The organism is Riemerella anatipestifer (genome assembly GCF_009932355.1).
GTDB lineage: Bacteria > Bacteroidota > Bacteroidia > Flavobacteriales > Weeksellaceae > Riemerella > Riemerella anatipestifer_E.
On sequence record NZ_LEKU01000002.1, the window covers coordinates 1 to 24,018 of the forward strand.

Annotated in this window: 19 protein-coding genes; 9 read left to right on the top strand and 10 right to left on the bottom strand. The window is 37.2% G+C overall.

Features of this window, described 5'->3' with window-relative positions:
• Positions 1–436 precede the first annotated feature (436 nt).
• The 3 genes from csx28 to GXW81_RS00475 form a co-directional block, all read right to left on the bottom strand.
• A complete protein-coding gene (gene csx28, locus GXW81_RS00465) occupies positions 437–961 on the bottom strand; it encodes a CRISPR-associated protein Csx28 (RefSeq protein ID WP_161530747.1) in 525 nt (174 codons plus the stop codon).
• Positions 962–967: 6 nt separating this feature from the next.
• Positions 968–4,288, bottom strand: coding sequence for a type VI-B CRISPR-associated RNA-guided ribonuclease Cas13b (gene cas13b, locus GXW81_RS00470; RefSeq protein WP_161530748.1), 3,321 nt, complete (start codon positions 4,286–4,288; stop codon positions 968–970).
• A gap of 133 nt (positions 4,289–4,421) precedes the next feature.
• A complete protein-coding gene (locus tag GXW81_RS00475; protein WP_161530749.1) occupies positions 4,422–5,471 on the bottom strand; it encodes a glucokinase in 1,050 nt (349 codons plus the stop codon).
• A gap of 163 nt (positions 5,472–5,634) precedes the next feature.
• Between GXW81_RS00475 and alaS the strand changes: the two genes are divergently transcribed.
• Positions 5,635–8,238, top strand: coding sequence for an alanine--tRNA ligase (gene alaS, locus GXW81_RS00480; protein ID WP_161530750.1), 2,604 nt, complete (start codon positions 5,635–5,637; stop codon positions 8,236–8,238).
• A 95-nt stretch (positions 8,239–8,333) separates the two neighbouring features.
• Here alaS and GXW81_RS00485 read toward each other — a convergent pair whose 3' ends face one another.
• From GXW81_RS00485 to mutY, 4 genes are all read right to left on the bottom strand, one after another.
• The gene (locus GXW81_RS00485) at positions 8,334–9,701 is read right to left on the bottom strand and encodes a peptidylprolyl isomerase (RefSeq protein WP_004919750.1); all 1,368 of its coding nucleotides are present in this window, start codon (positions 9,699–9,701) and stop codon (positions 8,334–8,336) included.
• 96 nt (positions 9,702–9,797) lie between these two features.
• Complete coding sequence (locus GXW81_RS00490; protein WP_161530751.1) at positions 9,798–10,718, bottom strand: PfkB family carbohydrate kinase; 921 nt, start codon at positions 10,716–10,718, stop codon at positions 9,798–9,800.
• A gap of 25 nt (positions 10,719–10,743) precedes the next feature.
• Positions 10,744–11,307, bottom strand: coding sequence for a gliding motility lipoprotein GldD (gene gldD, locus GXW81_RS00495; RefSeq protein ID WP_161530752.1), 564 nt, complete (start codon positions 11,305–11,307; stop codon positions 10,744–10,746).
• Positions 11,308–11,351: 44 nt separating this feature from the next.
• Positions 11,352–12,389: an A/G-specific adenine glycosylase gene (gene mutY / locus GXW81_RS00500; RefSeq protein ID WP_161530753.1), complete on the bottom strand. Its 1,038-nt coding sequence runs from the start codon at positions 12,387–12,389 to the stop codon at positions 11,352–11,354.
• Positions 12,390–12,435: 46 nt separating this feature from the next.
• On the opposite strand from mutY, the gene GXW81_RS00505 reads away from it, so the two are divergent.
• The 8 genes from GXW81_RS00505 to GXW81_RS00540 all read left to right on the top strand — a co-directional run bounded on the left by GXW81_RS00505 (position 12,436) and on the right by GXW81_RS00540 (position 20,765).
• Positions 12,436–12,729, top strand: a complete 294-nt coding sequence (locus GXW81_RS00505; RefSeq protein ID WP_004919742.1) for an HU family DNA-binding protein — start codon at positions 12,436–12,438, stop codon at positions 12,727–12,729.
• A gap of 222 nt (positions 12,730–12,951) precedes the next feature.
• Complete coding sequence (locus GXW81_RS00510) at positions 12,952–14,511, top strand: ribonuclease E/G (protein WP_161530754.1); 1,560 nt, start codon at positions 12,952–12,954, stop codon at positions 14,509–14,511.
• A gap of 643 nt (positions 14,512–15,154) precedes the next feature.
• Entirely contained in the window at positions 15,155–16,297 is a 1,143-nt protein-coding gene (locus GXW81_RS00515; protein ID WP_161530755.1) for a hypothetical protein, read from the top strand.
• Between the two features lie 84 nt (positions 16,298–16,381).
• Positions 16,382–17,101, top strand: a complete 720-nt coding sequence (locus GXW81_RS00520; RefSeq protein WP_161530756.1) for a DNA-binding domain-containing protein — start codon at positions 16,382–16,384, stop codon at positions 17,099–17,101.
• 274 nt (positions 17,102–17,375) lie between these two features.
• Positions 17,376–18,056, top strand: coding sequence for a hypothetical protein (locus GXW81_RS00525; RefSeq protein ID WP_161530757.1), 681 nt, complete (start codon positions 17,376–17,378; stop codon positions 18,054–18,056).
• A 1-nt stretch (position 18,057) separates the two neighbouring features.
• Positions 18,058–18,567, top strand: coding sequence for an acyl-CoA thioesterase (locus tag GXW81_RS00530; protein ID WP_109475496.1), 510 nt, complete (start codon positions 18,058–18,060; stop codon positions 18,565–18,567).
• Between the two features lie 6 nt (positions 18,568–18,573).
• Entirely contained in the window at positions 18,574–19,506 is a 933-nt protein-coding gene (locus GXW81_RS00535) for a 2-hydroxyacid dehydrogenase (RefSeq protein WP_161530758.1), read from the top strand.
• Between the two features lie 11 nt (positions 19,507–19,517).
• Complete coding sequence (locus GXW81_RS00540; RefSeq protein WP_161530759.1) at positions 19,518–20,765, top strand: serine hydrolase; 1,248 nt, start codon at positions 19,518–19,520, stop codon at positions 20,763–20,765.
• Between the two features lie 85 nt (positions 20,766–20,850).
• Here the strand turns inward: GXW81_RS00540 and sucC are convergent, their stop codons facing one another.
• The 3 genes from sucC to GXW81_RS00555 form a co-directional block, all read right to left on the bottom strand.
• Entirely contained in the window at positions 20,851–22,041 is a 1,191-nt protein-coding gene (gene sucC / locus GXW81_RS00545; protein ID WP_161530760.1) for an ADP-forming succinate--CoA ligase subunit beta, read from the bottom strand.
• An 85-nt stretch (positions 22,042–22,126) separates the two neighbouring features.
• A complete protein-coding gene (locus GXW81_RS00550; protein WP_161530761.1) occupies positions 22,127–22,516 on the bottom strand; it encodes a DUF423 domain-containing protein in 390 nt (129 codons plus the stop codon).
• 7 nt (positions 22,517–22,523) lie between these two features.
• Positions 22,524–23,852: a hydroxymethylglutaryl-CoA reductase, degradative gene (locus GXW81_RS00555; RefSeq protein ID WP_014937377.1), complete on the bottom strand. Its 1,329-nt coding sequence runs from the start codon at positions 23,850–23,852 to the stop codon at positions 22,524–22,526.
• Positions 23,853–24,018: the final 166 nt, after the last annotated feature.

Sequence of the window (24,018 nt, forward strand, 5' to 3'; positions counted from 1 at the left end):
ATGTTTTTATGGATTTCGTTGTTGTGAATACCCTTCAAAATGAGAGCAGTCCCAACTTCTTAATAAGAGCCTATAAAGAAATGGAAGTTGTGAATACCCTTCAAAATGAGAGCAGTCCCAACGATAGATAAGGGCTTTATTTGGGACGGTGCGTTGTGAATACCCTTCAAATGTTATGCATTCACGAATTCCGCTGAAACTATCAACAAAGCTGTGAGCTAACATGAGAGCAGTCCCAACTGATAGTGCTAAAGTTTACAGCTCGAGTAAGTTGTGAATACCCTTCAAAATGAGAGTAGTCCCAACGAATGGTAAGTAATAAGTTACTTCGTAAATGTTGTGAATACCCTTCAAATGCTGTGCATTATTGTTATGATAGGGTATTGTCTTTTTTTGGGTGCTTGTTTTATTTCGGTGTTTCAAAGAACGCTTTTCTCTACAACGCTTTTAAATCGCGTTGTTCTATTTTTAGGCATTGCCTAATGCTTTTGCTCAACTCCTGATGCAGCTCCTTCATTCTGGTAGCCACCTCTTCGTTTTTTAGTCGGAACTCCACCTCGGTGCTATTTTGTTCTGCAAGTAGGAGCTTATAAACGATACTACGGTACTCAAAAAACTTATCAGCAATTTCCTTAGACAAGAAGAGCCCACAGCCCTCCCCATAAAATAGCTCTGGGAGTTCCCTTAGAAAGGCTTGGGCATTGGCTCGGTTAATATAATGAATTTTATCCTTTTGCCCTTTGGGAACTTCCCATTTTAAGAGGTTTTTGGGGTTGTCTTGGTCGGTCATATACGCCAACAGACGGTACATCTGCTTATGGGCATGGAGTATGGCCTCGTACTTTTGGCGTTCAATGTTGCCCTTAAGCTCTTGCCTAATCTTACGGGATAATAAAATGGTAGACACAATGACGGCAATAGTAGGAGTTACTATTTTTAAAACTTCTGATATCCAATACATACTATTCTAAATTTGAGATTTAACAATTTCGCAATATTCACGCAAGACTCTTAGCAACGCTTCGGCAATACCTAAGCCGTCTTTTTCTTCGGTGGTTGGCTGGGCAACCGTAAAGAGCGGAATAGGAGCGTGGAGGGCTTCCTCATAAAAAGGGTATTGGTTATGGCAGAAGGCATTGCGTACCGAGGCGATAAAGGCGATATGCTCGTCCGTAACCATGGAGGAAGTAGCATACTCTTTCTTCCATTCTTCCAACAATATTCGGAACTTATTCTCTAAACTGGAGAGGCTGGTGTGTTTCTTCAGTAGTTTCTCTTCCAAGTCTAAGGTTTCTTTAAAGGCATCTACCCTTAGCGATTGGTAAATTTCCAACTCCCGCCTTAGTCTGAGCTGACTAATCGGGTGCTTTTGGGTGTCGTTCTCCTCTTTGATAAAGCTAAATAAACCGTTAAGACGGCGGTCTTTTACCAAGGCTTTAAAGTTCCCCATTTTAAGGGCTTTGGTCTGCTCTTCTCGGATATAGACGGTTCTTATTGGTGTTTCATAGTATTGTACTTTCCCAGATGAAGTGGCAGGATAGACTTTTACAGGCAACACCATAGGCAAGGTTTGGTTCAGCGGATTGAGCTTGGCGTCTGCTTCCTGAACATTGACCGCCAAGTTCTTTAGTTTGAGCTGGTGGTAGTTCAGATTCAGTTCTTTAAAGTGATTTTTTGTCAGCTCTAAGGTCATCAGCCAAAGCATAACATCTTGGTTTTTGTAGAGCCTAAGTTTCTTCTCCAAATGTTGCCAGCGTTTGTAGAGGAGGTAGTCTTTCCATCGGTCAGAGGTATGCAACTCCAGCCTCTGCAATTCCGTAGGGCTTTGGGGTTTGTTCTGCTGCCAATATTCGTAGTGTTCTGCTCTGAGGACATATTCTCTTTCCTTCGGTAGTGGTGGTTTGGGCGTATAAGCCTTGGCTTCTAGCTCGTACGGAAGGTTGTAAAAACTCTGGTGGTCGTCTTGGTATTTTTCCCTAAAGTATAGTGTAATGGCTCTGGAGATAAAGCCCACTCTGCCGTGTTTTTTAATCTCCTTTCTAATAGGTTTGGATAGCGTGAAGTCTTCCGAAAGGGTCTCTCTAATCGCTTCGGTAAACAGCCCTCTTGGCAGGCTAATGCCCCCTTGTTCCCAACCTTTAACCAGATTTTTTCTATTCTCTTTCGGTATTTTAAGAAGTAGGCAGTACTGGTATGGTTCCCAAGGTTGTTTTTTGATAGCTTCTAAGAATTTTTCTCTTTGTTCCAGATACTGTTGGTAAAAGTCCACCAGATTCCTGCACGCTTTCCAATTAAATTTATTTAGGAACGGGTGCGGGTTGGTATTTCCGATGAGGTTGGTTTGCTTAAAGTAGCCTTCTAGTCGGTTCTTTTCGCCTCCGTACAAGGCTAATGCTCTTTGGATAAGCTGAAATTCCGTGCTGTTGGCTTTACTGCTCTCTATAGGTTGGTTTTGAGCATCGTAAGCCACAGGCTGAAATCGCATAAAGTCTTTTACCAGCCAATCAGCCAATACGCCTGTTTTGATGAGCTTTTCTCGTCTCTTTCCGAGCTTTGGAGAGCTTTTTAGCTTGGTGTTGAGGCGGTGGGAGAGCAGCTTGGTTTCGGCTATTAGTTTTTCTATTTTGATTTTAGCTTTTTCCGAAAGGTCGGATTGTTTATTTTGTAGTAACCCCAACATTTGTTTTGGAAAGGCGCCTAAAGGAAGGCGACCTTGGTTGACTTTTTCTAAATCTTCAATCGTGTTGATGCGTTCTTCTTCAAAGTCTTTGTAAATCCTTTGGATATGTCTAACGGTTTCTTTCAACAAGTCTTCCGATTTACCAGTTAAATGCTGGTAGAACATCAGAGGTAACAATTCGTGGACACTGATAAAAGCATGAGCTACAAAACCGGAATTATAGGGATATTTGGCTATGCGGTTGGCACCGTCTTTTATCTCCAACGAAGGGTACAACTCTTTAGAAGTTCCTAAGCGGAAGCCGATTTTGTTATCGGTAATGTGGTAGTGCGGAGTGGTTTTACTAATAAATGGCTGTTTGGAAGTTTCTTTATAGTCGAGGTCTTTGGTGAGAGCCTTCCATTCTTGGGGGCGATTTATCTCTGTGAAATCTTGTAGCCTACCGAAGCTCAATAGAGTTCGGGTCAGGTGGCGTTTCTCTTGTTCATCGCCTATTTTCTTGTCGTAAATACAGTAATGGTAAGTGCCTAAATCCACTTGAAATCTTATGGACTTAAAAGACTCATTGAGGTCTAAATAGCGTAGAGCAAAATAAGGAAAACGGTCTTGATGTCTGATTAAGGTGTCTTTGAAAGGGTTTTGTTCTTCCTCAATTTCGTCCAAAAAGCCATCAGCTTCTACCTGAAAGCATTTTTTATCCTTTTCGGAGAGTTTTTCATAGAGCAGTTTAGGGCAACGGCTCAGTTCAGAAAGCATATCCAAGAGCATTTGGTTATGGTCGTATCGGCTCTCTAACCTTAGTTTAGGAAGGAGTATGCGGCTTCTGCAAAACACTTCGGTGGTCATTTTCTCGCTTTGTTTATGACTGGCTTTAAAACCACTGACTTTTTTCAGCATCCAGTAGGCATCGCGTTTGTCCAAAAACAGATTAGTGAAAAACAATAGCCCTGATTCTGTAAAAAAGCCGTCTTTTTCGAAGCGGTAGCGGTTGAAGTCAGGGTTGTCTTGCTTGTTCTTACCTTTTCTGTTTAGATGGGCAAAGTCCCGAGTGAGATTGACGGTAAAGTGAGCTTTGTAGTCCTCTTTTACCATTCGTAAAGAAGCGTCAAAGGCTTTGTAAAGATGTTTAAAAATGTCTTTTTCTGCATCGGGTTTTTTGTGTTTGTAGTGGCTATAGTAGTTCCTAAGACTGTGGAGTTGATTTACAAGGATTTCCAATGCTTCAATCAATTTGCTTGGATTAAGAGCCTCGGCTTGGGATTGGGCTTCGTTTTCTTTCTCTTTCTGTTGCTCTTTTTGCTTATTCTTCTTTTTTCCCTCTTTTTTAGGAGGATGGTAGCACATTGCCGTAAGGAACGGGAAGTGTTTTAGGATAAGCTCTGTTAGTTGGCTCTTTTTGAGTAAATCGTGGTCGTTGTTAAGTATGTTATTCCATGTCCCACAGACAACATCTACGATTTTGTCATCGTTTGAAGGGGTCGTAAGCCCCAACTGTTCGTTGATATGGCAAATGGTGATAAAAGCATTATGCCTTGCAATGTTAAGGAAGGCTCCCCAAAAGAATTTGTGTTTCAGTGTGTAAACATTCGGTGGTAAAGGTTTTTCCATAGTTATTTATTTAGTTGCCTAAAGTTAATTATTTTTTTTCAAAACTTCTATTGTGGTTAATATGGCTCATCGCCAAAACAAAAAAGCACAAAACGAGAGTTCCGTGCTTTTATGTTGTTTGATGTTATCTATTCTAGTGTCTCCCAAAAGCACCGTAGTAAGCCGCTCCTGTAAGAATGGCATTATCATTCTTTAGAAGATAGATAGGGGTACTCTTTAAGATGTTTTCCATTTTGTCGCTAATCACAAAAGTTTGGTAGAAACTTGGCATTTTGAGTAGTGCCTCTATCTTTACTGCAAGGCTTCCTGCTAAAATAAGCCCTCCTGTTGCTTTTAGTTTTAGAACTAGGTTACTCGCTTCTCTTGCAATGAAGTCAACATACGCCTCCACGGTTAAAGCACAAGCTCTGTTTTCGCCGTTGAGTGCCGCATCTATGATGACCTCGTGACAATCTCCTTTCTCTAGTTTTTGTGTAAGCCATTCTGGTTCTTCTTGGCGTCTCATATCTCTTACAAAACGGTACACATTAAATAATCCCTCATGAGATAACACCGACTCCCAACTTACAATGCCGTGTATTGCTTTTAAAAAACGGTAAAGCTCTAGCTCGTCTTCTGCTCTAGGAGAAAATTCGGAGTGTCCACCTTCGGTTGCGAAAGGGCGTAAACATTCTCCGTCCCAAAACATTCCCGCTTCGCCTAAACCTCTCCCCGGAGCCAAAATAGCCACATTACCTTTAGTAGTGCTGCTGTTTTTGTGTAGGGTGCAGAAGGCTTTATCTTCCGTACCTTTAAGTCCATAGGCCATTGCTTCTAAGTCGTTGATAAGGGTAATGTGTTCTACCTCGGTTCTACTTCTGATGAGTTCTATATCTAAATCAAAAGGAAGGTTTTCGGTAGTGCATTTGCCGTTTAAAACAGGTCCTGGTACTGCTATAGAAATTCTAGAGGGTTTGCTTAAACTATGCTCTTCTAAGAAAAGGTTTAGAATATCACTAAAAAGCCCAAAATCTTGGGTGTTGTATTCTTTTTTTGCTTTTAATTCTAATCTTCCGTTCTCAGAAACATAGTAGCCTAGGGTAGTATCCCTCTGTTTTACATCAGCAGCAACGAGGCTTATGTTTTGGTTTTCAGTTGATTTTTCTCCAGGTAAATGGAGCGGAAATTTATTTTGAAAAGGCATATCAAATATTTTTAAGTGAGGTTTCAAATATAACAGAATATTTTGTTTTATGAAAATAAAAGTAAGAGAGCTAATTTTCAGTATTGTAAGTTGGGTTAATAGTGCTGTTTTATATGATTTTTGTGTAAATTTGCCACCAATTGTAATTTAGATAGTATATATAATGACTTCACAGCAGATAAGACAAGCTTTTTTAGATTTTTTTAAAAGTAAAGAACACCTTATAGTGCCTTCCGCACCAATAGTATTGAAAGACGACCCTACCCTAATGTTTTCTAATTCAGGAATGACACAGTTTAAGGATTATTTTTTAGGCTACAAAACCCCTAAAGCTCCTAGAATTGCAGATACACAGAAATGTTTGCGTGTGTCTGGGAAGCATAACGACTTAGATGATGTGGGGAGAGATACCTACCACCATACAATGTTTGAAATGCTAGGCAACTGGTCTTTTGGAAACTACTTTAAAAAGGAGGCAATTGCTTTTGCGTGGGAATTACTCACAGAGGTCTATAAAATCCCAAAGGAAAACTTATATGTTACCATTTTTGAAGGTGATGCTACCGAAAATCTAGAGCGAGACCAAGAGGCATACAACTGCTGGAAGTCTTATATTGCTGAGGATAGAATTCTTAACGGAAATAAAAAGGATAACTTTTGGGAAATGGGCGAATCTGGACCTTGTGGACCTTGCTCAGAAATTCATATTGATTTAAGAAGTGAGGAGGAAAAGTCCAAAGTTTCAGGTAAAGATTTGGTAAACCAAGACCACCCGCAGGTTATAGAAGTGTGGAATCTTGTATTTATGGAGTTTAACCGCAAAGCTGATGGTAGCTTAGAGAAACTTCCTGCTCAACATGTGGATACAGGTATGGGCTTCGAAAGGTTGTGTATGGCATTACAAGGTAAAACATCTAATTATGATACAGATGTTTTTACGCCTTTGATTGCTAAGGTAGAGCAACTTTCTCACAAAAAGTACGAAGGTTTATTAGACAATGAGAAAGATATTGCGATAAGAGTGGTAGTGGACCATATCCGTGCGGTATCTTTTGCCATTGCTGATGGTCAGTTGCCGTCTAACACGGGGGCAGGTTATGTTATCAGAAGAATTTTACGCCGTGCCATTTCTTACTCGTACCGTTTCTTAGATATGAAAGAGGCGTTCTTGTACGAGCTCGTAGTGGTGCTTAAAAATCAGATGGGAGCATTTTTCCCAGAGATAGAAAAGCAAGAGAAACTAGTTACAGAGGTCATTAAGGAAGAGGAAAATTCATTCCTTAAAACCATAGAACACGGTTTAGTAAGATTAGAAAATATTATTCAAGAAACGCTTAAAAAAGGTGAAAAGACATTACCTGGAGCAGAAGTTTTTGAGTTGTATGATACTTATGGTTTCCCTGCGGATTTGTCTAGAATTATAGCAGAAGAAAAAGGGCTTACCGTGGACGAAAAGGGTTTTGATGAGGAAATGGAGAAACAAAAGCAGCGTTCTAAAAAGTCTTCAGCTCAGAAAGTCTATGATTGGGTTACTTTAAAAGACGAAACGGAGTCTTTTGTAGGTTATGACCAATTAGAACATAAAGTGTTCATCACGAAATACCGAAAATTAGAAAATAAAGACGGTGTATTCTACCAAATAGTGTTTAACCAAACCCCTTTCTATGCAGAAGGCGGGGGACAAGTAGGTGATAAAGGTTATATAGAAAGTGAGGAAGGTCAGTTTGAAGTATTAGACACCAAAAAGGAGAATAACCTTAATATTTCTCTTATTAAAGACTTGCCACAAGCTCCAGAGAAAGAGTTTACAGCGGTTGTGGATAGCAGGTTGCGTAGAAACACACAAGCCAACCACTCTGCTACACACCTTTTACATGAGGCTCTAAGAGATGTTCTAGGAACTCATGTGGAGCAAAAAGGCTCTTTCGTGGGAGCAGATTATTTAAGATTCGATTTCTCTCATTTTAGTAAAATGTCCGATGAGGAGATTGCTTTGGTGGAAGAAAAAGTAAACGCTAAAATTAAAGAGAATATTAGCTTGCAAGAGTACAGAAATATCCCAATACAGGAAGCTCTAGACAAAGGAGCAATGGCTCTTTTTGGAGAAAAGTATGGGGATAATGTCAGAATGATTCAGTTCGGAAGCTCTAAAGAATTGTGTGGCGGTACTCACGCTAAATCTACAAGTGAGATAGGTTTGTTCAAAATTGTTTCCGAAAGTTCTACTGCGGCAGGTATTCGTAGGATAGAGGCTATCTCTTCCGAAAAAGCAAATGCTTATTTTAAAGAGTTGGAGGAGCAAATGACTCAACTTTCTCTTGTATTAAAAACTAAAGATGTTCAGAAATCTGTAGAGAAGTTGTTGGAGGAAAATCAGAAGTTGAAATCAGAATTAGAAACTATTAAAAAAGAGTTAGCTAAAAACGAAACGGCAGATTGGAAAAATCAGTTTGTTTCTAAAGAGGGTAAAAATCTATTAGTGAAAATGACTTCTCTAGATGCAGCATCGGTTAAAGATATTGTGTTTCAGCTTAAAAAAGAGGTGCCGACTTCGGTAATAGTTATCCTTTCTGATGCTAATGATAAGCCAATGATAAGTGTAGGAGTTTCTGACGATTTAGGTGATAGCTATAATGCTGGAGCTATAGTGAAAGACCTTGCTAAAGAGATACAAGGTGGTGGCGGTGGTAACCCAGGATTTGCTACAGCAGGTGGTAAAAACCTAGAAGGTTTACCAAAGGCCTACGAAAAAGCTCAAAGTTTATAAAAAACTAAAAGGATTGTTCTCTAAGAACAATCCTTTTTTAATTATAAGTCTAAAAAAACAGCTAAAACTAATTAGCTGTTTTTTTGTGTTTTATCTTATTTGGTAAGAGCTTGTTTGTTCCAATCTACATCAAATTGGCAAGACTTGTAACGCCCATCAATAGATATGAAAGTATCTGGTAGTTTTTCAACAATCCATTTCTCCATAACTTTACCCTTTTTTTGTTCTAAAGCGTAGTTCTTGATTCTCTCATAGTCAGAAGTTAAGTCAAGTGAGTGTGCAGGAATTTCCTCTAAAACTTTAACGATGCTTACCACTTTTTTATCTCTGTCTGCTACATCTTCAAACGCCTCTGTAATATCTCCAACCTTTAGACCCACGATTTGGTAGCTGTAATTAGCAGGAAGGTGCAGTTTTTCTAGTCTGTCAGAGCCTCCAGGCGTAGAAATAACTCCTGCGTTAAATTTGGTAGCTTTGTCATCAGAGTATTTGTAAGCAGCTTCTTTAAAGGTGATTTTACCGTCTTCTATTTGCTTTCTTATTTCATTTAGTTCTTTCTTAGCTGCAGCTATTTCTTCCGTATTAGGTTCTGCTTTTAGTAGTATATGTCTAGCATCGTAGAATTTACCACTTTTCTTAATAAGCTGTATAAGATGATACCCAAACTCAGACTCTATAGGTTTAGAAAGTTCGCCTTCCTGTAAATTGAGGGCAGCGGCTTCAAAAGCTTTTACCATAGCTCCCTTTGCGATGTTTTTGTATAGTCCTCCAGTAGCAGCAGACCCTGGGTCTTCGGAATATATCCTTGCCATTTTTTCAAAACTTTCACCGCCTTCTATGTCTTTCTTGATTTGGTTAAGTTTATCAATTAATTTTTGCTGATGCTCCTTTGTTAATTTAGGATAAAGAGTAATCTTTGCTAACGAAATTTCGTCTTTCACCATAGGAAGTTGCCCTTTATAGATGTTGTAGAAGTCGGTAACTTCGTTTGGAGTAATATTAACACCGCTAGTAATCCTTTGATATTTCGCTTGTCCGTAATATTGGTCAGTATCAATTTGCTCTATTGCAGACTTCATTTCAAATGAATTTCTGAATTTGTAAGCTGCTAGAAGCTCCTTTTCTGACGGGAATTGTGCTAAAAGTTCGTTATACTTGGCTTCTGCCTGTTGCTTAATAGCTTCAGAGTGATTCTCTATTAAGGTGTCTTTCTTTGCTTCGTAGATGAGTAACTTATTGCTTAATACTTTTTCCAAGAACTCACATCTATTAGCTGTTTGTGCCCCTTGCTGACGAGCGTAATTCTCTTGCTGTTCTATATCTGATTCTAAAACTATTTCGTTGCCTACTACTGCGGCTATCCCGTCCACTAAATCCCCAGGTTTAAGCTGTGCATGAGCGTTAAACGAAAGTAATGTGATAAAAAAACTCAGTAGGAAGGTAATTTTATGTTTATAGTTCATATTTAATTAAATTTAAAACCTAAGTTGCAAAAATAGAATTATTAAACAATAACTCTTAATATTTTATTATAATTATTTCTTAAAATTTGTAGCTGTTTAAAGTTTTACTTCAAAGGCAGTTAACCTTTTAAATTCTTGTATTCTTTCTTTAAGCATAGTTTCTGATATATTGGCAAGTCTTTCTGTACCGAATTTTTCTACCGTAAAAGAAGCAATAGCAGAGCCCATCATTAGAGCGGTTTTCATATTTTCAAAGCTGTAATCTTGGGTTTTAGCAAGGTGGGCTGCAAAACCTCCCGCAAAAGAGTCTCCCGCACCTGTAGGGTCAAACACATCTTCTAAAGGCAAAGCAGGAATTGCAAAGATTTGGTTTTTATCAAAGAGTAAAGCTCCGTGTTCTCCTTTTTTAATGATGACAAATTGAGGTCCCATCTTTCGGATTTTCTGAGCGGCTTTTACTAATGAATATTCTCCAGAAAGTTGTCTAGCCTCTTCGTCGTTAATGCAAATGATGTCTATTTTAGAAATAATGTCTAATAATAAATCCCAAGTATGCTTCATCCAAAAGTTCATAGTGTCCAGGATAACGAGCTTGGGGCGGTTTTTCATTTTGTTAAGAACCGACATTTGTACCGCAGGGTGCAGGTTTCCTAATAGTAATACCTCTGCTTCTTGAGCTTTTTCTGGGATTTTTGGGTCAAAGTTTTCAAGAACATTCAGTTCTGTAGATACGGTATCTCTAACATTTAAGTCGCTATGATATTTCCCTGACCAAAAGAAGGTTTTTCCGTTAGGGATAATTTCTATTCCATCAATATTGATGTTTTTACGCAGCATCATATCTAATTCTTCTTGAGGGAAATCTCCTCCTACCACAGAAACAAGCCCTACACTAGCCTCCATTACAGAAGCGGCTAATCCTATATAAGTGGCAGCACCACCTAGTGTTTTGTCGGTTTTTCCAAAAGGGGTTTCTATGGCATCAAAAGCAACAGTTCCTACAGCTAAAAGTTTCATTGTTTTTCTGTTTGAATTTTTATAATTATTTCTTCCACTGGAAGGTTTCTATCAAGTGGAGTATATCTGTTTTTATGTATTCTACCGCAGGGGCAAGAGAGTCTGGTTTGGGGCGAGAGTTAAAATATAAATTCCCTGTTATAAAATGGTGAGTGCTGTCTGTGATAAAAAACTGAATGTTAGATGCAGACTCGCCCTTTAGTTCGTAAAAGTTGCCAAATACTCTTTTCTCGGGATAGCTAAAAGATTTGGTTTCTATGGCACTGGCTTTTATGGTGTGTTCGTAAACCATTTTTTCAGCCTCTTTTACATGTAACTGAAAGTCGTTTTTTATAGGAAAGTAGGTTAAAAACACATTAGCTTTCATTTTAGGATAGCTGAGGTTAAACCAACATTCTCTCTGTTTAGCTGGTGTTACTTTAGCAAAATCCGAGAACTCAAAGGTATAATTACAAGTATTATTAAAGGGTTGATAATGTGCGTTGGGATACTCTAAGCGGAGCTCTCCTTTAGGTTTGGGTAAGGTTTCGCTTTTACATCCGATGAGAGTAAAGACTAGGATAATGGAAAGTGTGATAACTTTAAACATTGTGCAAAAATAAAAAATACTTACCAATTAAGGTGGTAAAAATGCTATTTGTTGAAAGTTTTATCAATGTAGTTTTCTAAAGGCTTCGGAAACGATTTTTGCTGTGAACTTTCATAATCTATAAAATTGAAATTATGGTTGTGAGCAAATTGTTCCAATAGCTTAACACTAGGTAAGGTAACGGTAATAAATTCTATTTCTAAATTTTTGTGTGTGAGTTTGTGTTTAACGGTATTATGGTTAGAGATGTACTCTTCTAAATGTTCAGGTAAAAACTCTGGGAAATCATAAAGGTTTTTCCAAATAGAAGAGCGGTCACGTTTCTTTACTACAAAAAAATCATTATGATGGATAAAGTAGTATTTTAGTTTTATGTCTTCGGTTTTTACCTTTTTTATTTTGATAGGAAATTTATCTATTGTCCCTGTATTAAAAGCGACACAATCTTTACTTAAAGGACACAGCTCACACGAAGGCTGTTTAGGTTTACAAATGCCAGAACCTAAATCCATAATTGCTTGGTTGAAATCGCCAGGGTTATCTTTAGGAATAAGGTCTTTGGTGAGTTCTGAAAAATAATCAAACGCATTAGATTTTGAAATGTCAAAATCATCAGCAAAAAATCTAGAGAAGACACGATAAAAATTACCATCTATGGCAGGGTAGGGCAACTGGTATGATATACTGCAAATGGCAGCGGCGGTGTATTTTCCTATACCTTTTAGTTTTAGAATGTCTTTGTAATTGGTGGGGAATTTTCCTTCAAAATCTTGCATGATTTGCCTAGCAGCATATTGTAGATTGATGGCTCTAGAGTAGTAGCCTAAGCCTTTCCAGTAGAGGAGTACCTCGTCTGTATCTGCTTCTGCTAAAGATTTTACATCAGGAAATCTGGCTACAAAATTAAGGTAATGCTGAAGCCCTTGCTGTACTTGGGTTTGTTGTAAAATAATCTCACAAATCCATATATTATAAGGGTTTGTAGTAGCTCTCCAAGGTAGGTCTCTAGCGTTTTGTTTGTACCATTGGAGTATTCTAAAGCCAATGTTTAGAAAATCAGGGTTTTGTTTGTTTGTTTTCAAAAATAAGTTATATATTTGCACACCAAAAATAAAAACAAAAAAGGAAATGACAAAAGCAGAATTGGTAAATACCATATCGAACAAGTTGGGTATTGAGAAGAATGATACGCAGAAAGTAATAGAGGCTTTTATGCAGGAGATAAGAGGTTCTCTTTATGAAGGTAATAATGTTTACTTAAGAGGTTTTGGATCTTTCATTATTAAGACTCGTGCTGCTAAAACAGGAAGAAATATCTCTAAAAATACAGCTATAGAAATTCCTGCACATAACATTCCAGCGTTTAAACCATCTAAATCTTTTGCAGAAAGAGTAAAAACTAAAGTTCCAGTAAAGGATTAATTCAATTTATTTATTAACATAAAAAATATAAACTATGCCTAGCGGAAAGAAAAGAAAAAGACACAAGGTAGCAACTCACAAGAGAAAGAAGAGAAGAAGACAAAACAGACACAAGAAGAAGAAATAAGTCATAATCTCTTATTAAATATAATATAGTTGATGTTTTATCAAGGTAAAATACATCAACTATATTTTTGTTTAACTATCTAAGATAATTTTAGAATGAAAAAAGAACTGCTAATATCTAATGAAGGCGGTGCTTCTAAGATTGCATTGATAGAAGACGGACGCTTATTTGAGCTACACGAACAAGAACAAGAGAGTGATTTTGTTGTAGGAGATATTTTCCTCGGAAAGATTAAAAAGCTAGCCCCTAACCTTAATGCCGCTTTTGTAAATATAGGCTACGATAAAGATGCCTTTTTACATTATCAGGATTTAGGACCGCAGTATCTTACCTATCGTAAATTTCTCAACGAGACTTTATCTAAATGGAAAAACGATTCAGGTTTAAAGAACTTTCCTATAGAAAAAGCGTTGGATAAAAACGGTATGGTAGATAGCGTTTTGGCTAAGGACGATGTAGTTTTGCTACAAGTTACCAAAGAGCCTATCTCTACTAAAGGAGCTAGAATTTCTACCCAAGTTTCTCTTACGGGGCGTTTTTTAGTATTGATACCATTTGACCAAAAAGTTTCGGTATCAAAGAAAATTAAAGACTCGGCGGAGAGAGAACGCCTAAGAACGCTTATAGAAAGCATCAAGCCAGAAGGTTTCGGTGTAATTATAAGAACCGTAGCAGAAGGTAAAAAAGTAGCTGAGCTTCATAATGATATGAACCAGTTGGTTCAGAAATGGGAGACTTGCTTTAAGAACATACAACGAGGCAAAGTGCCTTCTAAAATCCTAAGCGAGGAAGAAAAAGCGTCTGCTATCCTAAGGGATAATTTTAATGCAGATTTTGTAAGCATCATCTGTGATGATGAGGATATGGTGCAAGAAATGAAAAATTACCTAGAGGTAATTGCACCAGAGAGAAAAAATATAGTGGAGTTTTATGACCATCATATCCCACTATTAGAGTATTATAATGTAGAAAAACAGCTTAAGCAGAGTTTTGGTAAGCATGTTAATATCCCTAGCTCCAAAGGAGCCTATTTGGTTATAGAGCATACAGAAGCACTGCATGTGATAGATGTAAATTCTGGCAACAATATAACCGCAGGAAGCCAAGCCAATAAAGAGCATGCCTTTAATGTAAACAGAATGGCAGCTACAGAGATTGCAAGACAGCTAAGGCTTAGAGATATGGGAGGCATTATAGTAGTAGATTTCATAGATATGAGAGATGCCGAGCATCGTAGAGAGCTTTACGAGCATCTTAAAAATGAAATGAAACGAGATAAGGCAAAACATAAGATTTTGCCACCTAGTAAATTTGGATTGATACAAATTACAAGGCAAAGGGTTCGTTCTGAAACGGTGATAGAAACCAAGGAAGAAAACCCGAATAAAGACGGTGAAATTTTAGCACCAGTAGTCATTGTAGAGAAAATGACAGAAGTCCTAAAAGGGCTTATGCAAAAAGAGAAAGGAAGGCTTTATCTGCACACCCATCCGTTTGTGGAGGCTTACCTTACCAAAGGTCTTATGAGCATACAGACCAAATGGTACTTAAAGTACAAAAAGTGGGTAACTATTATCCCGAGAGACTCTTTCAAATATTTAGAATATAGGGTTTACAATAGCCAAAAACAAGAGTTAGCGAGTTTCTCAAATTAAAAAATACAATCACCTTCTCCAGCACGAGAGGGTGATTTTTGTTTGACTTATTTTGAGAAAAAATAAGAGAATTGACTCTAAAAACTTGCATACTTGCTTAAAAGGTTATAAGTTTGCTTTATATTTATGCGATACACTATCAGTGACATACAAAAAAGTGAAAAAAACTTACACAAAAATTTGGTACTTCCAAATAATTGTGTAAACACACACACACACACACACACACACACACACACACACAGATAGTTTCGTGGGTATGCGTCGTATTATCTAGAAAATTACTTCAACTTTTATCGTTAAAACAAAATATCGTTCCGCCAGCTTTCGTTGGAGGCTTTTGGTGTTTATATGACTTACAATTTCTACTAAAAGCACCATTGTTTTGTCTTACAACATGGTCGTTCTTGTTAGGTGCTTTTAGTGTTCAGGAGGAGTGTTCTGCTCTTTCTGTTTTAGCCTTTCCTCTCGTTTTGTGTGTGTTTAGAGGGGGAAGGCGTTTTTTAAAGCTAGAGGTTAGATTTCAGAGTTTAGAACTTAGTATCACCTCAGCTCTTAAGTCTAACCTCCAACCTCTAAAATCTAGTATTCAATATCTAACATCTATAAACTTTAAATATCAACAATCTTAAAATTCAATTTTATGAAAACAACAAAATTAACCGTATTCGCCTTCTTAGGTTTAGGGCTCGCGGTTTACGGACAAAACAATGGTAGAGTTGGCATCAACACACCTAATCCCAAAGCAACTTTAGAGGTAAGTAAAGCTGGTGCAGATACAGCTAAAGGCATCATTATCCCGCGTTTAACAGCCGAAGAGGTAAAAGCCATGACCGATGCAGGAAATGTAGGTACAGAGCAACATTCACTTTTGGTTTATGTTACAGGACCGTTTACCAACACATCAGACAAAACAGGGAAATATGCATTGATTACTAGCAAAGGCTATTACTATTGGGACAGCCAGCAAACAGGAGGGATATGGAAAAAAATGCTAGATACAGATACTAACACAGTCTATACAGCAGGAACGGGGATGAAGCTTTCTGGGAATACTTTTTCTAGAACAGGTTTAGAGGAAATTACCGAAAATGGAAACAGAGGTTGGAGACTTGTAGGGAGAAGTCCTAGTATTTATGGAGATATAGGTAGAGAAGCCGTGGATCTTAGTTACTCATATGGTTATCAAAGAAATGATTTTGGAGCTACTGGTACTTATTCTTTCGCTTCGGGTATAAGTACTATAGCTTCTGGATATATATCAACAGCTATGGGGGGGCATTCAATTGCTTCGGGGGATTATTCATTTGCACTTGGGCGTTGGGCGTTAGCAAGTAATAGTGGTGGTATTGCTATAGGTGGAGATGCCGTTGCTTTGGGTAGTAATGCCACCGCTTTAGGCAATCATATTACAGCACGAACCTCATTTTCAACTGTTTTAGGGAATAACAATTTTAATACAGATCCACTAGAAGGAAATACTGCTACTTTTACTAAAGATAACAAGTATGAACTTTTTGTTCTAGGAAATGGAGCAAGTACAATCGCTAAGGGAGGAGATCAAGCTATAGCAAGTAATGCTTTTATTGTTCTCCGTGATGGCTTTACAGGTATAGGTTTAGCAAGGGAAAAACCAACAGAAATGCTAGATGTGAATGGTAAAATTAGATTACGACTAACCACCAAAGGAAGTTGTTCTGATATAAATAGAGGGGCTATTGTATATGATAGCGATGATAACTTCTATGGCTGTAAATCTACAGGTTGGGTAAAACTTAACCCTTAAATATCTACTATGGTCAAAGCTCTCAGTTTTTGACCATTTTTTATAAATGAGTCATATCTAATCATCTAAAAAAATACAAACATTATGAACACTTTAAAAGCGTGGTTGCGTCCCAACCTACTCACAAAAGACGACCCTAACGATTTTGTAGCCGTGCCCCTTCTAGGTGGCAGTCTTGGCATTACGGAAATTATAGAAGCCCTTAAAAAAGAGGGTATGGAAATAAAAACCGAAACCGCGGTAGATATTATCACTCGCTTTAACCGCAAGGCATCAGAGTTGGTACTCAATGGGTATAGTGTGAATACAGGGCTGGTGTATATGCGTCCTGCCATTAAGGGTGTATTTTACGACAAAACTTGGGATAAGGAGAAGCACTCCGTTTATGTAAATGTGAACCAAGGCACTGACCTAAGAAAAGCCGCTAATGATACCAAAGTAGAAATCCTAGGCGAACAATCTAGCCCAATGAGTTTGTTCAGCATCACCGACAAAGCCACTGGTAAAGCAGACGGTACTTTAACTAAAGGCAAAAATGCCGAAATCAAAGGTACTTATATTAAAATAGACGGTGATAACCCTAAAAACGGCATCGTCTTTAAAAATATAGACAATCAAAATGAGGTTAAGTTGGCTAAAGATAGTATCGTAATCAATGAGCCGTCAAGGTTGCTTATTCTTGTGCCTTCGGATTTAGAAGCGGGTAACTATGAACTCAGCATCACTACGCAAAGCAGCACGGGTTCTATCTTACTAAAAGAACCAAGAACAGAGAAACTGCCTAATCCAGTGGTTATTGTCTAATAAGGTATTTTAATTTTAAAACTAAGGCTACTCATTTACCGAGTAGCCTATTTTATTACCTTTTACCGAATGCTACGGAACAGAGTCTCCGCACTTACCGTAACGGGGTGTCTGTCCTTAGGCTAACGGAGTGTCTGTTACGGTAAGGACAGACGCTCTGTTGAAAATGGCTCATATCTTAATAACTAAACCTATTTATAGGGCAATAGTTTTGGTTAATTCCTAAGGGATTACGCCCATTTTTTGCCAAAAAAAGTATAACTTTGCCTCCATAATGAATATAGCAAGTTGTATTTTAGAGGCTCTTAAAACTCATGGCAGTGTAGCTGTGCCTCACTTTGGTGTTTTTTCTTTAAAGTACTCTGGTGCAATTATCAGTAATGAAGACGGTCATATACTGCCTCCTGCTAAGCAGATTGTACTAGAAAAGAACTACCTTTTAAAAGAAAATAGTTTTGTCAATTTTGTGACTCAAATTAAAGGTATCAGTCCCCAAACGGCTGACTTTGAAATAAAAACACAAACAGACTATTGGAAGAAAAAAATAGAAGCTGGAGAATCTTTTGAAGTAGAAGCTCTAGGGGTGTTTAATTCAGATGCTCAAGGTTTTTCTTTTGTAGGACAACGGATTTATTTAGATTCGCCTGATGTCTATGGACTAGAGGCAATCAATCTTTCTGAAATGAGTTCCCAAAAAGAAACTCAACCTTCTCAACCTAAGAAATCTAATGTTTGGAAAGTGGTACTTTGGTTACTCATTTTTATTATTCCAGCAGGGATATTGGGGTATTTGAATTTCTATCACCCTGAAATTTTATTTGGTGTGAAAAGTTTTGAAAAAGATAAAACTCAAAAGACCACTCCATCTCAATCTGTAAAAACAACTAAGACTAATGATACTTTGGTAATAGATAGTTTAAAGCAAGACTCTTTACCAGCTAACAATTTAAAATAATATGACAAAAAAAACGCCTAAAGATAGCCTTACGGTAATGACTAATATTGTACTCCCAAACGAAACCAATCATTTGGGAAATTTGTTTGGGGGAGAGCTTCTCTCTAAAATGGATAGATGTGCTTCTATATCAGCCTCTAGACATTGCGGAAGGAGGGTAGTAACGGCTTCGGTAAACCATGTTTCCTTTAATCACCCTATTCCAGAAGGAGGTGTGGTGGTTTTGGAGTCCAAAGTAACGCGTGCATTTTCTACTTCTATGGAGGTTTATGTAGATGTATGGATGGACGACCCTATTACACAGAAAAAAGTGCATACTAACGAAGGAATATACACTTTTGTAGCGGTGGATTCGTTCAATAAGCCTGTGCCTATCCCAGAGTTAGAACCAGAAACGGATATAGAAAAAGAGCGTTATATGGCGGCTCTTAGAAGAAAAGAACTTTCCCTTATCCTGTCTGGAAGAATGAAGGCTCAAGATTCTGTGGAGCTAAAAAAACTATTCATTTAATCATTTATGAAGGTTTTACAACTGGATAAAAATCACCCTCTTATTACGGAGCAGCTCACGGCTAATGGGTTTATAATAGATGAGGATATTACTTCTTCTTACGAAGAAATTTTAGACAAAATAGAACCTTACGAGGGTGTGATTATTAGGAGTAGAATTCCGTTAGACGCTCGTTTTTTAACTCAAGCCAAAAATCTAAAATGGATTGCGAGAGTAGGGGCAGGAATGGAAAATATAGATACCGAAAAGGCAGAAGAATTGGGTATTTGTCTTTTTAACTCTCCAGAAGGTAACCGAGATGCGGTGGCAGAACACAGTTTAGGCTGTCTTTTGGTACTGATGAATCGTTTGTTTATTTCATCGAAAGAGGTCAAAAAAGGCATTTGGAAGCGTGAGGAAAACCGAGGGGAAGAAATTAAAGATAAAACGGTAGGTATTATAGGATATGGTAATATGGGAAAAGCCTTAGCTCAAAGACTATCAGGTTTTGGGTGTGAGGTGATATTTCACGATATTAAACCTAACTTGTCTGACCAATACGCCCAACAAGTTCCGTTAGAAGTATTACAAGAGAAAGCGGATATTCTAAGCCTGCATTTACCTTTGGCAGAGGATACCATAGGCTGGCTTAATGCTGATTCTATCCAAAAAATGAAGAAGAATTTTTACCTCATCAATACAGCTAGAGGGAAGAATGTGGTAACTGCAGATGTGGTTTCGGCACTTAAAAGCGGTAAGATAAAAGGGGCTTGTCTAGATGTTTTGGAATACGAAAAAAGCTCTTTTGAAAACTTAGAAATTCAGAATGAAGATTTAGCTTTTCTTTTAAACTCGGATAAAGTGATTGTTACACCTCATATTGCAGGTTGGACGCACGAAAGTAAGATAAAATTAGCCCAAGTGATTGTAGATAAGATTTTAGCAAAGTTTAAAAAATAATAGATTAAAATATGAAATGGTGGTGGATTATAGCGTTCGGATTGCTCACATTTTCTTGTGCTAAAAAGCAAGAAAATAACGAGGAGGTTAAAACCAATTTGCCTCATTTCTCTAAGGTAGATGCTGAGGATATTTTTACAAAGGAGGATAATTCGGTAGCTAATGAGGATTCTCTAAAACACCTTTTACAAGAATACTATCAAAACACTTGGGTAGGAGGTGACTTAAGTGGAGGAATCTTAATCGCTAAAGGCGATAATATTATTCTTGAAAAATACAGGGGCTATGGTAGGGAGAACCAACAGATGCCCATCAATCAAAATACGCCTTTACACATTGCTTCTATTTCTAAGACGATGACGGCAATGGCGATTATGAAGCTGATAGAAGCAAAAAAAATAAAACTAGACCAAGATATTACCACATTCTTTCCCAAGTTTCCGTATGCTAATATCAAAGTTATAGATTTACTTAGCCATAGAAGTGGACTCCCAAAGTATGAGCATTTTATTGAAACTTTGGAGCCTAAACCTAAAGAGTTATCACAGTCTTTTTTAACTAATCAAAATGTTCTAAATCTACTTATTAGATATAAACCAGAATTAGCTAGACCTACCGATACAGGGTTTATGTACTGTAATACTAACTACGCTTTACTAGCCCTCATTATAGAGAAGGTGACTCAAAAAGATTATCCTACCGCAATGAAGGAAATGCTTTTTGCACCTCTTGAAATGAAGCATACCTTTGTATTTCAGCAAAAGGATATTGCCACGGCGGCACAATCGTTCTATTATAAAAATAACAAACTGTATCCTCTTAATAATTTAGACCTTATCTACGGAGATAAAAATATTTATACTACTCCTAGAGATTTGTTAAAGTTTTCACAAGCGATGTTTTCTAAAGAGTTTTTGCCTTCGGATTTAAAAGAGAAGATATTCACGCCTTATAGTAATGAGAAAAAAGGGATTAACAACTACGGCTTAGGGTTTAGAATGAAAATTTTTGATAATAATAAAAAACTGACTTATCACAATGGTTGGTGGCACGGTTCTAACTCTGTGTTTGTACATCTTTTAGATTCTAAGGTAAGTATTATTGCGATAGGTAATAAATTTTCTAGGAGAGTCTATTCAGCGGTTGCGTTATCTGGTTTGTTTGATGATTTCCCGTTGGAAACAGAAATTCTAAAAAAGGAGATGATGCCAAATGTACCTAATGCTCTTCCTTCATCTTCAAGCGATTCATTACAATAAATAGTGATATTTAATATAATAATAAACCAAAAAGACCAGCTCTAACGAACTGGTCTTTTATATTTTAAAAGTATTACTTTTTTAATTAAGCTAATACCTCTTTTACTTTATTTGCCGCTTCTTCTAGAGTAATTGCAGAATGTACTGGTAGTCCAGACTCATCAATTAATCTCTTAGCTTCTTCAGCGTTAGTTCCTTGTAATCTTACGATAAGAGGCACAGGAAGTTCTCCGAAGCTCTTGTAAGCATCTACTACACCTTGTGCCACTCTATCACATCTTACAATACCACCAAAGATGTTGATAAGAATTGCTTTTACATTAGGGTCTTTAAGGATAATACCAAATGCCTTTTCTACTCTTTCTGCATCTGCAGTACCACCTACATCTAGGAAGTTAGCAGGGTTACCTCCAGAAAGTTTAATGATATCCATAGTAGCCATTGCCAAACCAGCACCGTTTACCATACAACCTACATTACCATCTAGTTTAACGAAGTTTAATCCAGCTTCACCAGCTTCAACTTCCGTAGGGTCTTCCTCTCTTTTATCTCTTAATTCAGCTAAATCTTTATGACGGAAAAGTGCATTATTATCTAAAGTTACTTTAGCATCTACTGCAGCAATTTTATTATCTGAAGTTTTAAGAACTGGGTTGATTTCAAACAAAGAAGCATCAATTCCCACATAAGCATTATAAAGAGCTGTAATGAATTTTACAAAATCCTTAAACGCTTCTCCTTCTAAACCTAGATTAAATGCAATCTTTCTAGCTTGGAAAGGTTGTAATCCTAAAGCAGGATCTACCTCTTCGTTATGGATAAGGTGCGGAGTTTCTTCTGCCACTTGCTCTATATCCATACCACCTTCTGTAGAATATACAATCATATTCTTTCCTTTAGCTCTATCTAAAAGTACAGAAACATAGTATTCTTTTGGTTCAGAATCTCCAGGATAATACATATCTTCTGCAATAAGCACAGAGTGTACTTTTTTACCTTCAGCAGAAGTTTGAGGCGTTACTAACTGCATTCCGATGATGTTTCTTGCGTTTTCTTCTAACTTTTCCATGTTAGGAGAAAACTTAACACCTCCACCTTTACCTCTACCACCTGCGTGTACCTGAGCTTTTACTACCCACGCTTTAGTTCCTGTTTCTGCAGAAAGCTGTTCTGCTACTTTTTTTGCTTCCTCTACGGTGCTAGCTACTATACCTCTTTGTACTCTAACGCCGTATTTCGCTAAAATCTCTTTTGATTGATACTCGTGAAGATTCATAAATATATTTTTGTATTAAATTTTACGATTTTATAAACAGTTACAAATTTAAAGAAAATCTTTGGAAGATAGAAATCTTTTTTGTTTACCCTACTTTAGCCCTTGCTACTAACATAATGAGCATTGTCCAACTGATAATCATACACAACCCTCCTAATGGGGTAATGGGACCTAAAAACCTTAAGCTAATACCCCAAGCTTCTTGAAAAGCCAAGAAATAAATACTCACAGAGAATAAAAAAGTCCCTATTATCATTAGCAATGAAGTCCACTTCTCTAACCCATTATCGAATTTTAGAAAAAAACCAATTACTAAAAGAAATAGAGCAGAGTACATTTGATACTTTACTCCTGTTTCAAAACTTGTCAATTTTTCTACGCTTAAAATCTTTTTAAACGCATGAGCTCCAAAAGCTCCTAAAATCACAGACATTAGCCCATAGATACCGCCTATAATGAGTGTAAATGTTTTCATACTTTTCTTATTTTCCTCTTAGCTTATTGAGTTCTGTGATTACTTCGTGGTGGCTTACCGTCTTATCTTTAAAATAGTTTACAAAGTATGATTTTTCTTCCTCAGTTGCTCCAAACTGATTAAGAATATTAAACAAATGCATTTTCATGTGTCCTTTTTGAATTCCTGTAGTTACCAACGAGCGAAGAGCGGCGAAGTTCTGAGCTAGCCCAGATACAGCCAAAATACTCATGAGTTCTTGAGCAGAAGGTTTGCCTAATAACGCTAATGAGAATTTAACCAGTGGGTGAAGATTTGTAAGACCTCCCACAACGCCTACTGAAATAGGCAAATCTATCCAAAATCTGAATATTCCGTTATCGGTAGTACAATGGGTAAGTGAACTATATTTCCCGTTACGTGCAGCATAGGCGTGAGCACAAGCTTCCGTAGCTCTAAAATCGTTTCCTGTAGCTATAACTACCGCATCTACACCGTTCATAATCCCTTTGTTGTGAGTGGTTGCTCTGTACGGCTCTATTTCAGCGATAGCAACGGCTTGTTTAAATTTCCATGCAAATTCTTCGGGAGAAATACCGCTATCATCTTTCAAATCTTCTATCTTACAAGAAACTTCCGCTCTAACAATACAGTCAGGCGTAAAGTTAGATAAGATATTCATTACCACTTGAAGAGATTGTTTTTCTTCCTCTGTGAAATCAGCAGAAAGGTTAATTTCCTCTTTAAGCGTTTTACCAAATTGCTCTAAACAAGAGTTGATAAAGTTAGCTCCCATAGAGTCTTTAGTATCAAAACTAGCTTTAAGCTGGTAATAATCATTCATTTCAGAAGTCTTATCCACTAACTCTATGTCTAAAATACCACCACCTCTATTTCTCATATTTTTGGTGATGTCTTGTGTTGCTTCAAATAGTTTTTGTCTAAGGTTAAAGTTGAAAAAATGTCTAATCTTATGAGATTCTGCTTTTAGTATAAAATGAGTATGCCCTAGTTTTTTAGTATCAATAATAGTGGTTTTGAAGCCACCTTTATTAAGCCAAAACTTAGCCGCTTTGGAAGCCGCAGCCACCACCGAACTCTCTTCTACCGCCATGGGAAGTGCTAATAACTTTCCATCTATTAAAAAATTCGGAGCAATACCATAAGGCATATAAAAGTTGGAAATAGTGTTCTCTGAGAACTCATCATGGAGTTTTTGCAGGTCTTGATTGTCGTTCCAATATTGTTGAAGTATTTTGATGTATTCCTCATTACCTCCCAAATACTCATTAACAATCCATTCTATTTTATTTTGCTTATTTAATTTAGAAAATCCTTCTACTGGCTGATGATTCATAGCTCTTAATTTTGAGGTATCAAAGATACAACTTGATATTATAAACACCAAAGAAGAAAATAATAATAAAAAATAAATCTGAAAACCAATATTTTAAATATGTATCAATGAATTTTTGTATATTTTTTTTGCATGAAATGAAAAAAGTTGTAAATTTGCACCACTA

Coding starts and splice junctions, on each gene's coding strand:
- GXW81_RS00535 (WP_161530758.1), top strand. CDS start 18,574: ATGAAGGTTTTACAACTGGATAAAAATCACCCTCTTATTACGGAGCAG.
- GXW81_RS00530 (WP_109475496.1), top strand. CDS start 18,058: ATGACAAAAAAAACGCCTAAAGATAGCCTTACGGTAATGACTAATATT.
- GXW81_RS00540 (WP_161530759.1), top strand. CDS start 19,518: ATGAAATGGTGGTGGATTATAGCGTTCGGATTGCTCACATTTTCTTGT.
- GXW81_RS00485 (WP_004919750.1), bottom strand. CDS start 9,701: ATGAACTATAAACATAAAATTACCTTCCTACTGAGTTTTTTTATCACA.
- gldD (WP_161530752.1), bottom strand. CDS start 11,307: ATGTTTAAAGTTATCACACTTTCCATTATCCTAGTCTTTACTCTCATC.
- csx28 (WP_161530747.1), bottom strand. CDS start 961: ATGTATTGGATATCAGAAGTTTTAAAAATAGTAACTCCTACTATTGCC.
- GXW81_RS00490 (WP_161530751.1), bottom strand. CDS start 10,718: ATGAAACTTTTAGCTGTAGGAACTGTTGCTTTTGATGCCATAGAAACC.
- alaS (WP_161530750.1), top strand. CDS start 5,635: ATGACTTCACAGCAGATAAGACAAGCTTTTTTAGATTTTTTTAAAAGT.
- GXW81_RS00510 (WP_161530754.1), top strand. CDS start 12,952: ATGAAAAAAGAACTGCTAATATCTAATGAAGGCGGTGCTTCTAAGATT.
- GXW81_RS00505 (WP_004919742.1), top strand. CDS start 12,436: ATGACAAAAGCAGAATTGGTAAATACCATATCGAACAAGTTGGGTATT.
- sucC (WP_161530760.1), bottom strand. CDS start 22,041: ATGAATCTTCACGAGTATCAATCAAAAGAGATTTTAGCGAAATACGGC.
- cas13b (WP_161530748.1), bottom strand. CDS start 4,288: ATGGAAAAACCTTTACCACCGAATGTTTACACACTGAAACACAAATTC.
- GXW81_RS00525 (WP_161530757.1), top strand. CDS start 17,376: ATGAATATAGCAAGTTGTATTTTAGAGGCTCTTAAAACTCATGGCAGT.
- GXW81_RS00515 (WP_161530755.1), top strand. CDS start 15,155: ATGAAAACAACAAAATTAACCGTATTCGCCTTCTTAGGTTTAGGGCTC.
- GXW81_RS00550 (WP_161530761.1), bottom strand. CDS start 22,516: ATGAAAACATTTACACTCATTATAGGCGGTATCTATGGGCTAATGTCT.
- GXW81_RS00555 (WP_014937377.1), bottom strand. CDS start 23,852: ATGAATCATCAGCCAGTAGAAGGATTTTCTAAATTAAATAAGCAAAAT.
- GXW81_RS00475 (WP_161530749.1), bottom strand. CDS start 5,471: ATGCCTTTTCAAAATAAATTTCCGCTCCATTTACCTGGAGAAAAATCA.
- GXW81_RS00520 (WP_161530756.1), top strand. CDS start 16,382: ATGAACACTTTAAAAGCGTGGTTGCGTCCCAACCTACTCACAAAAGAC.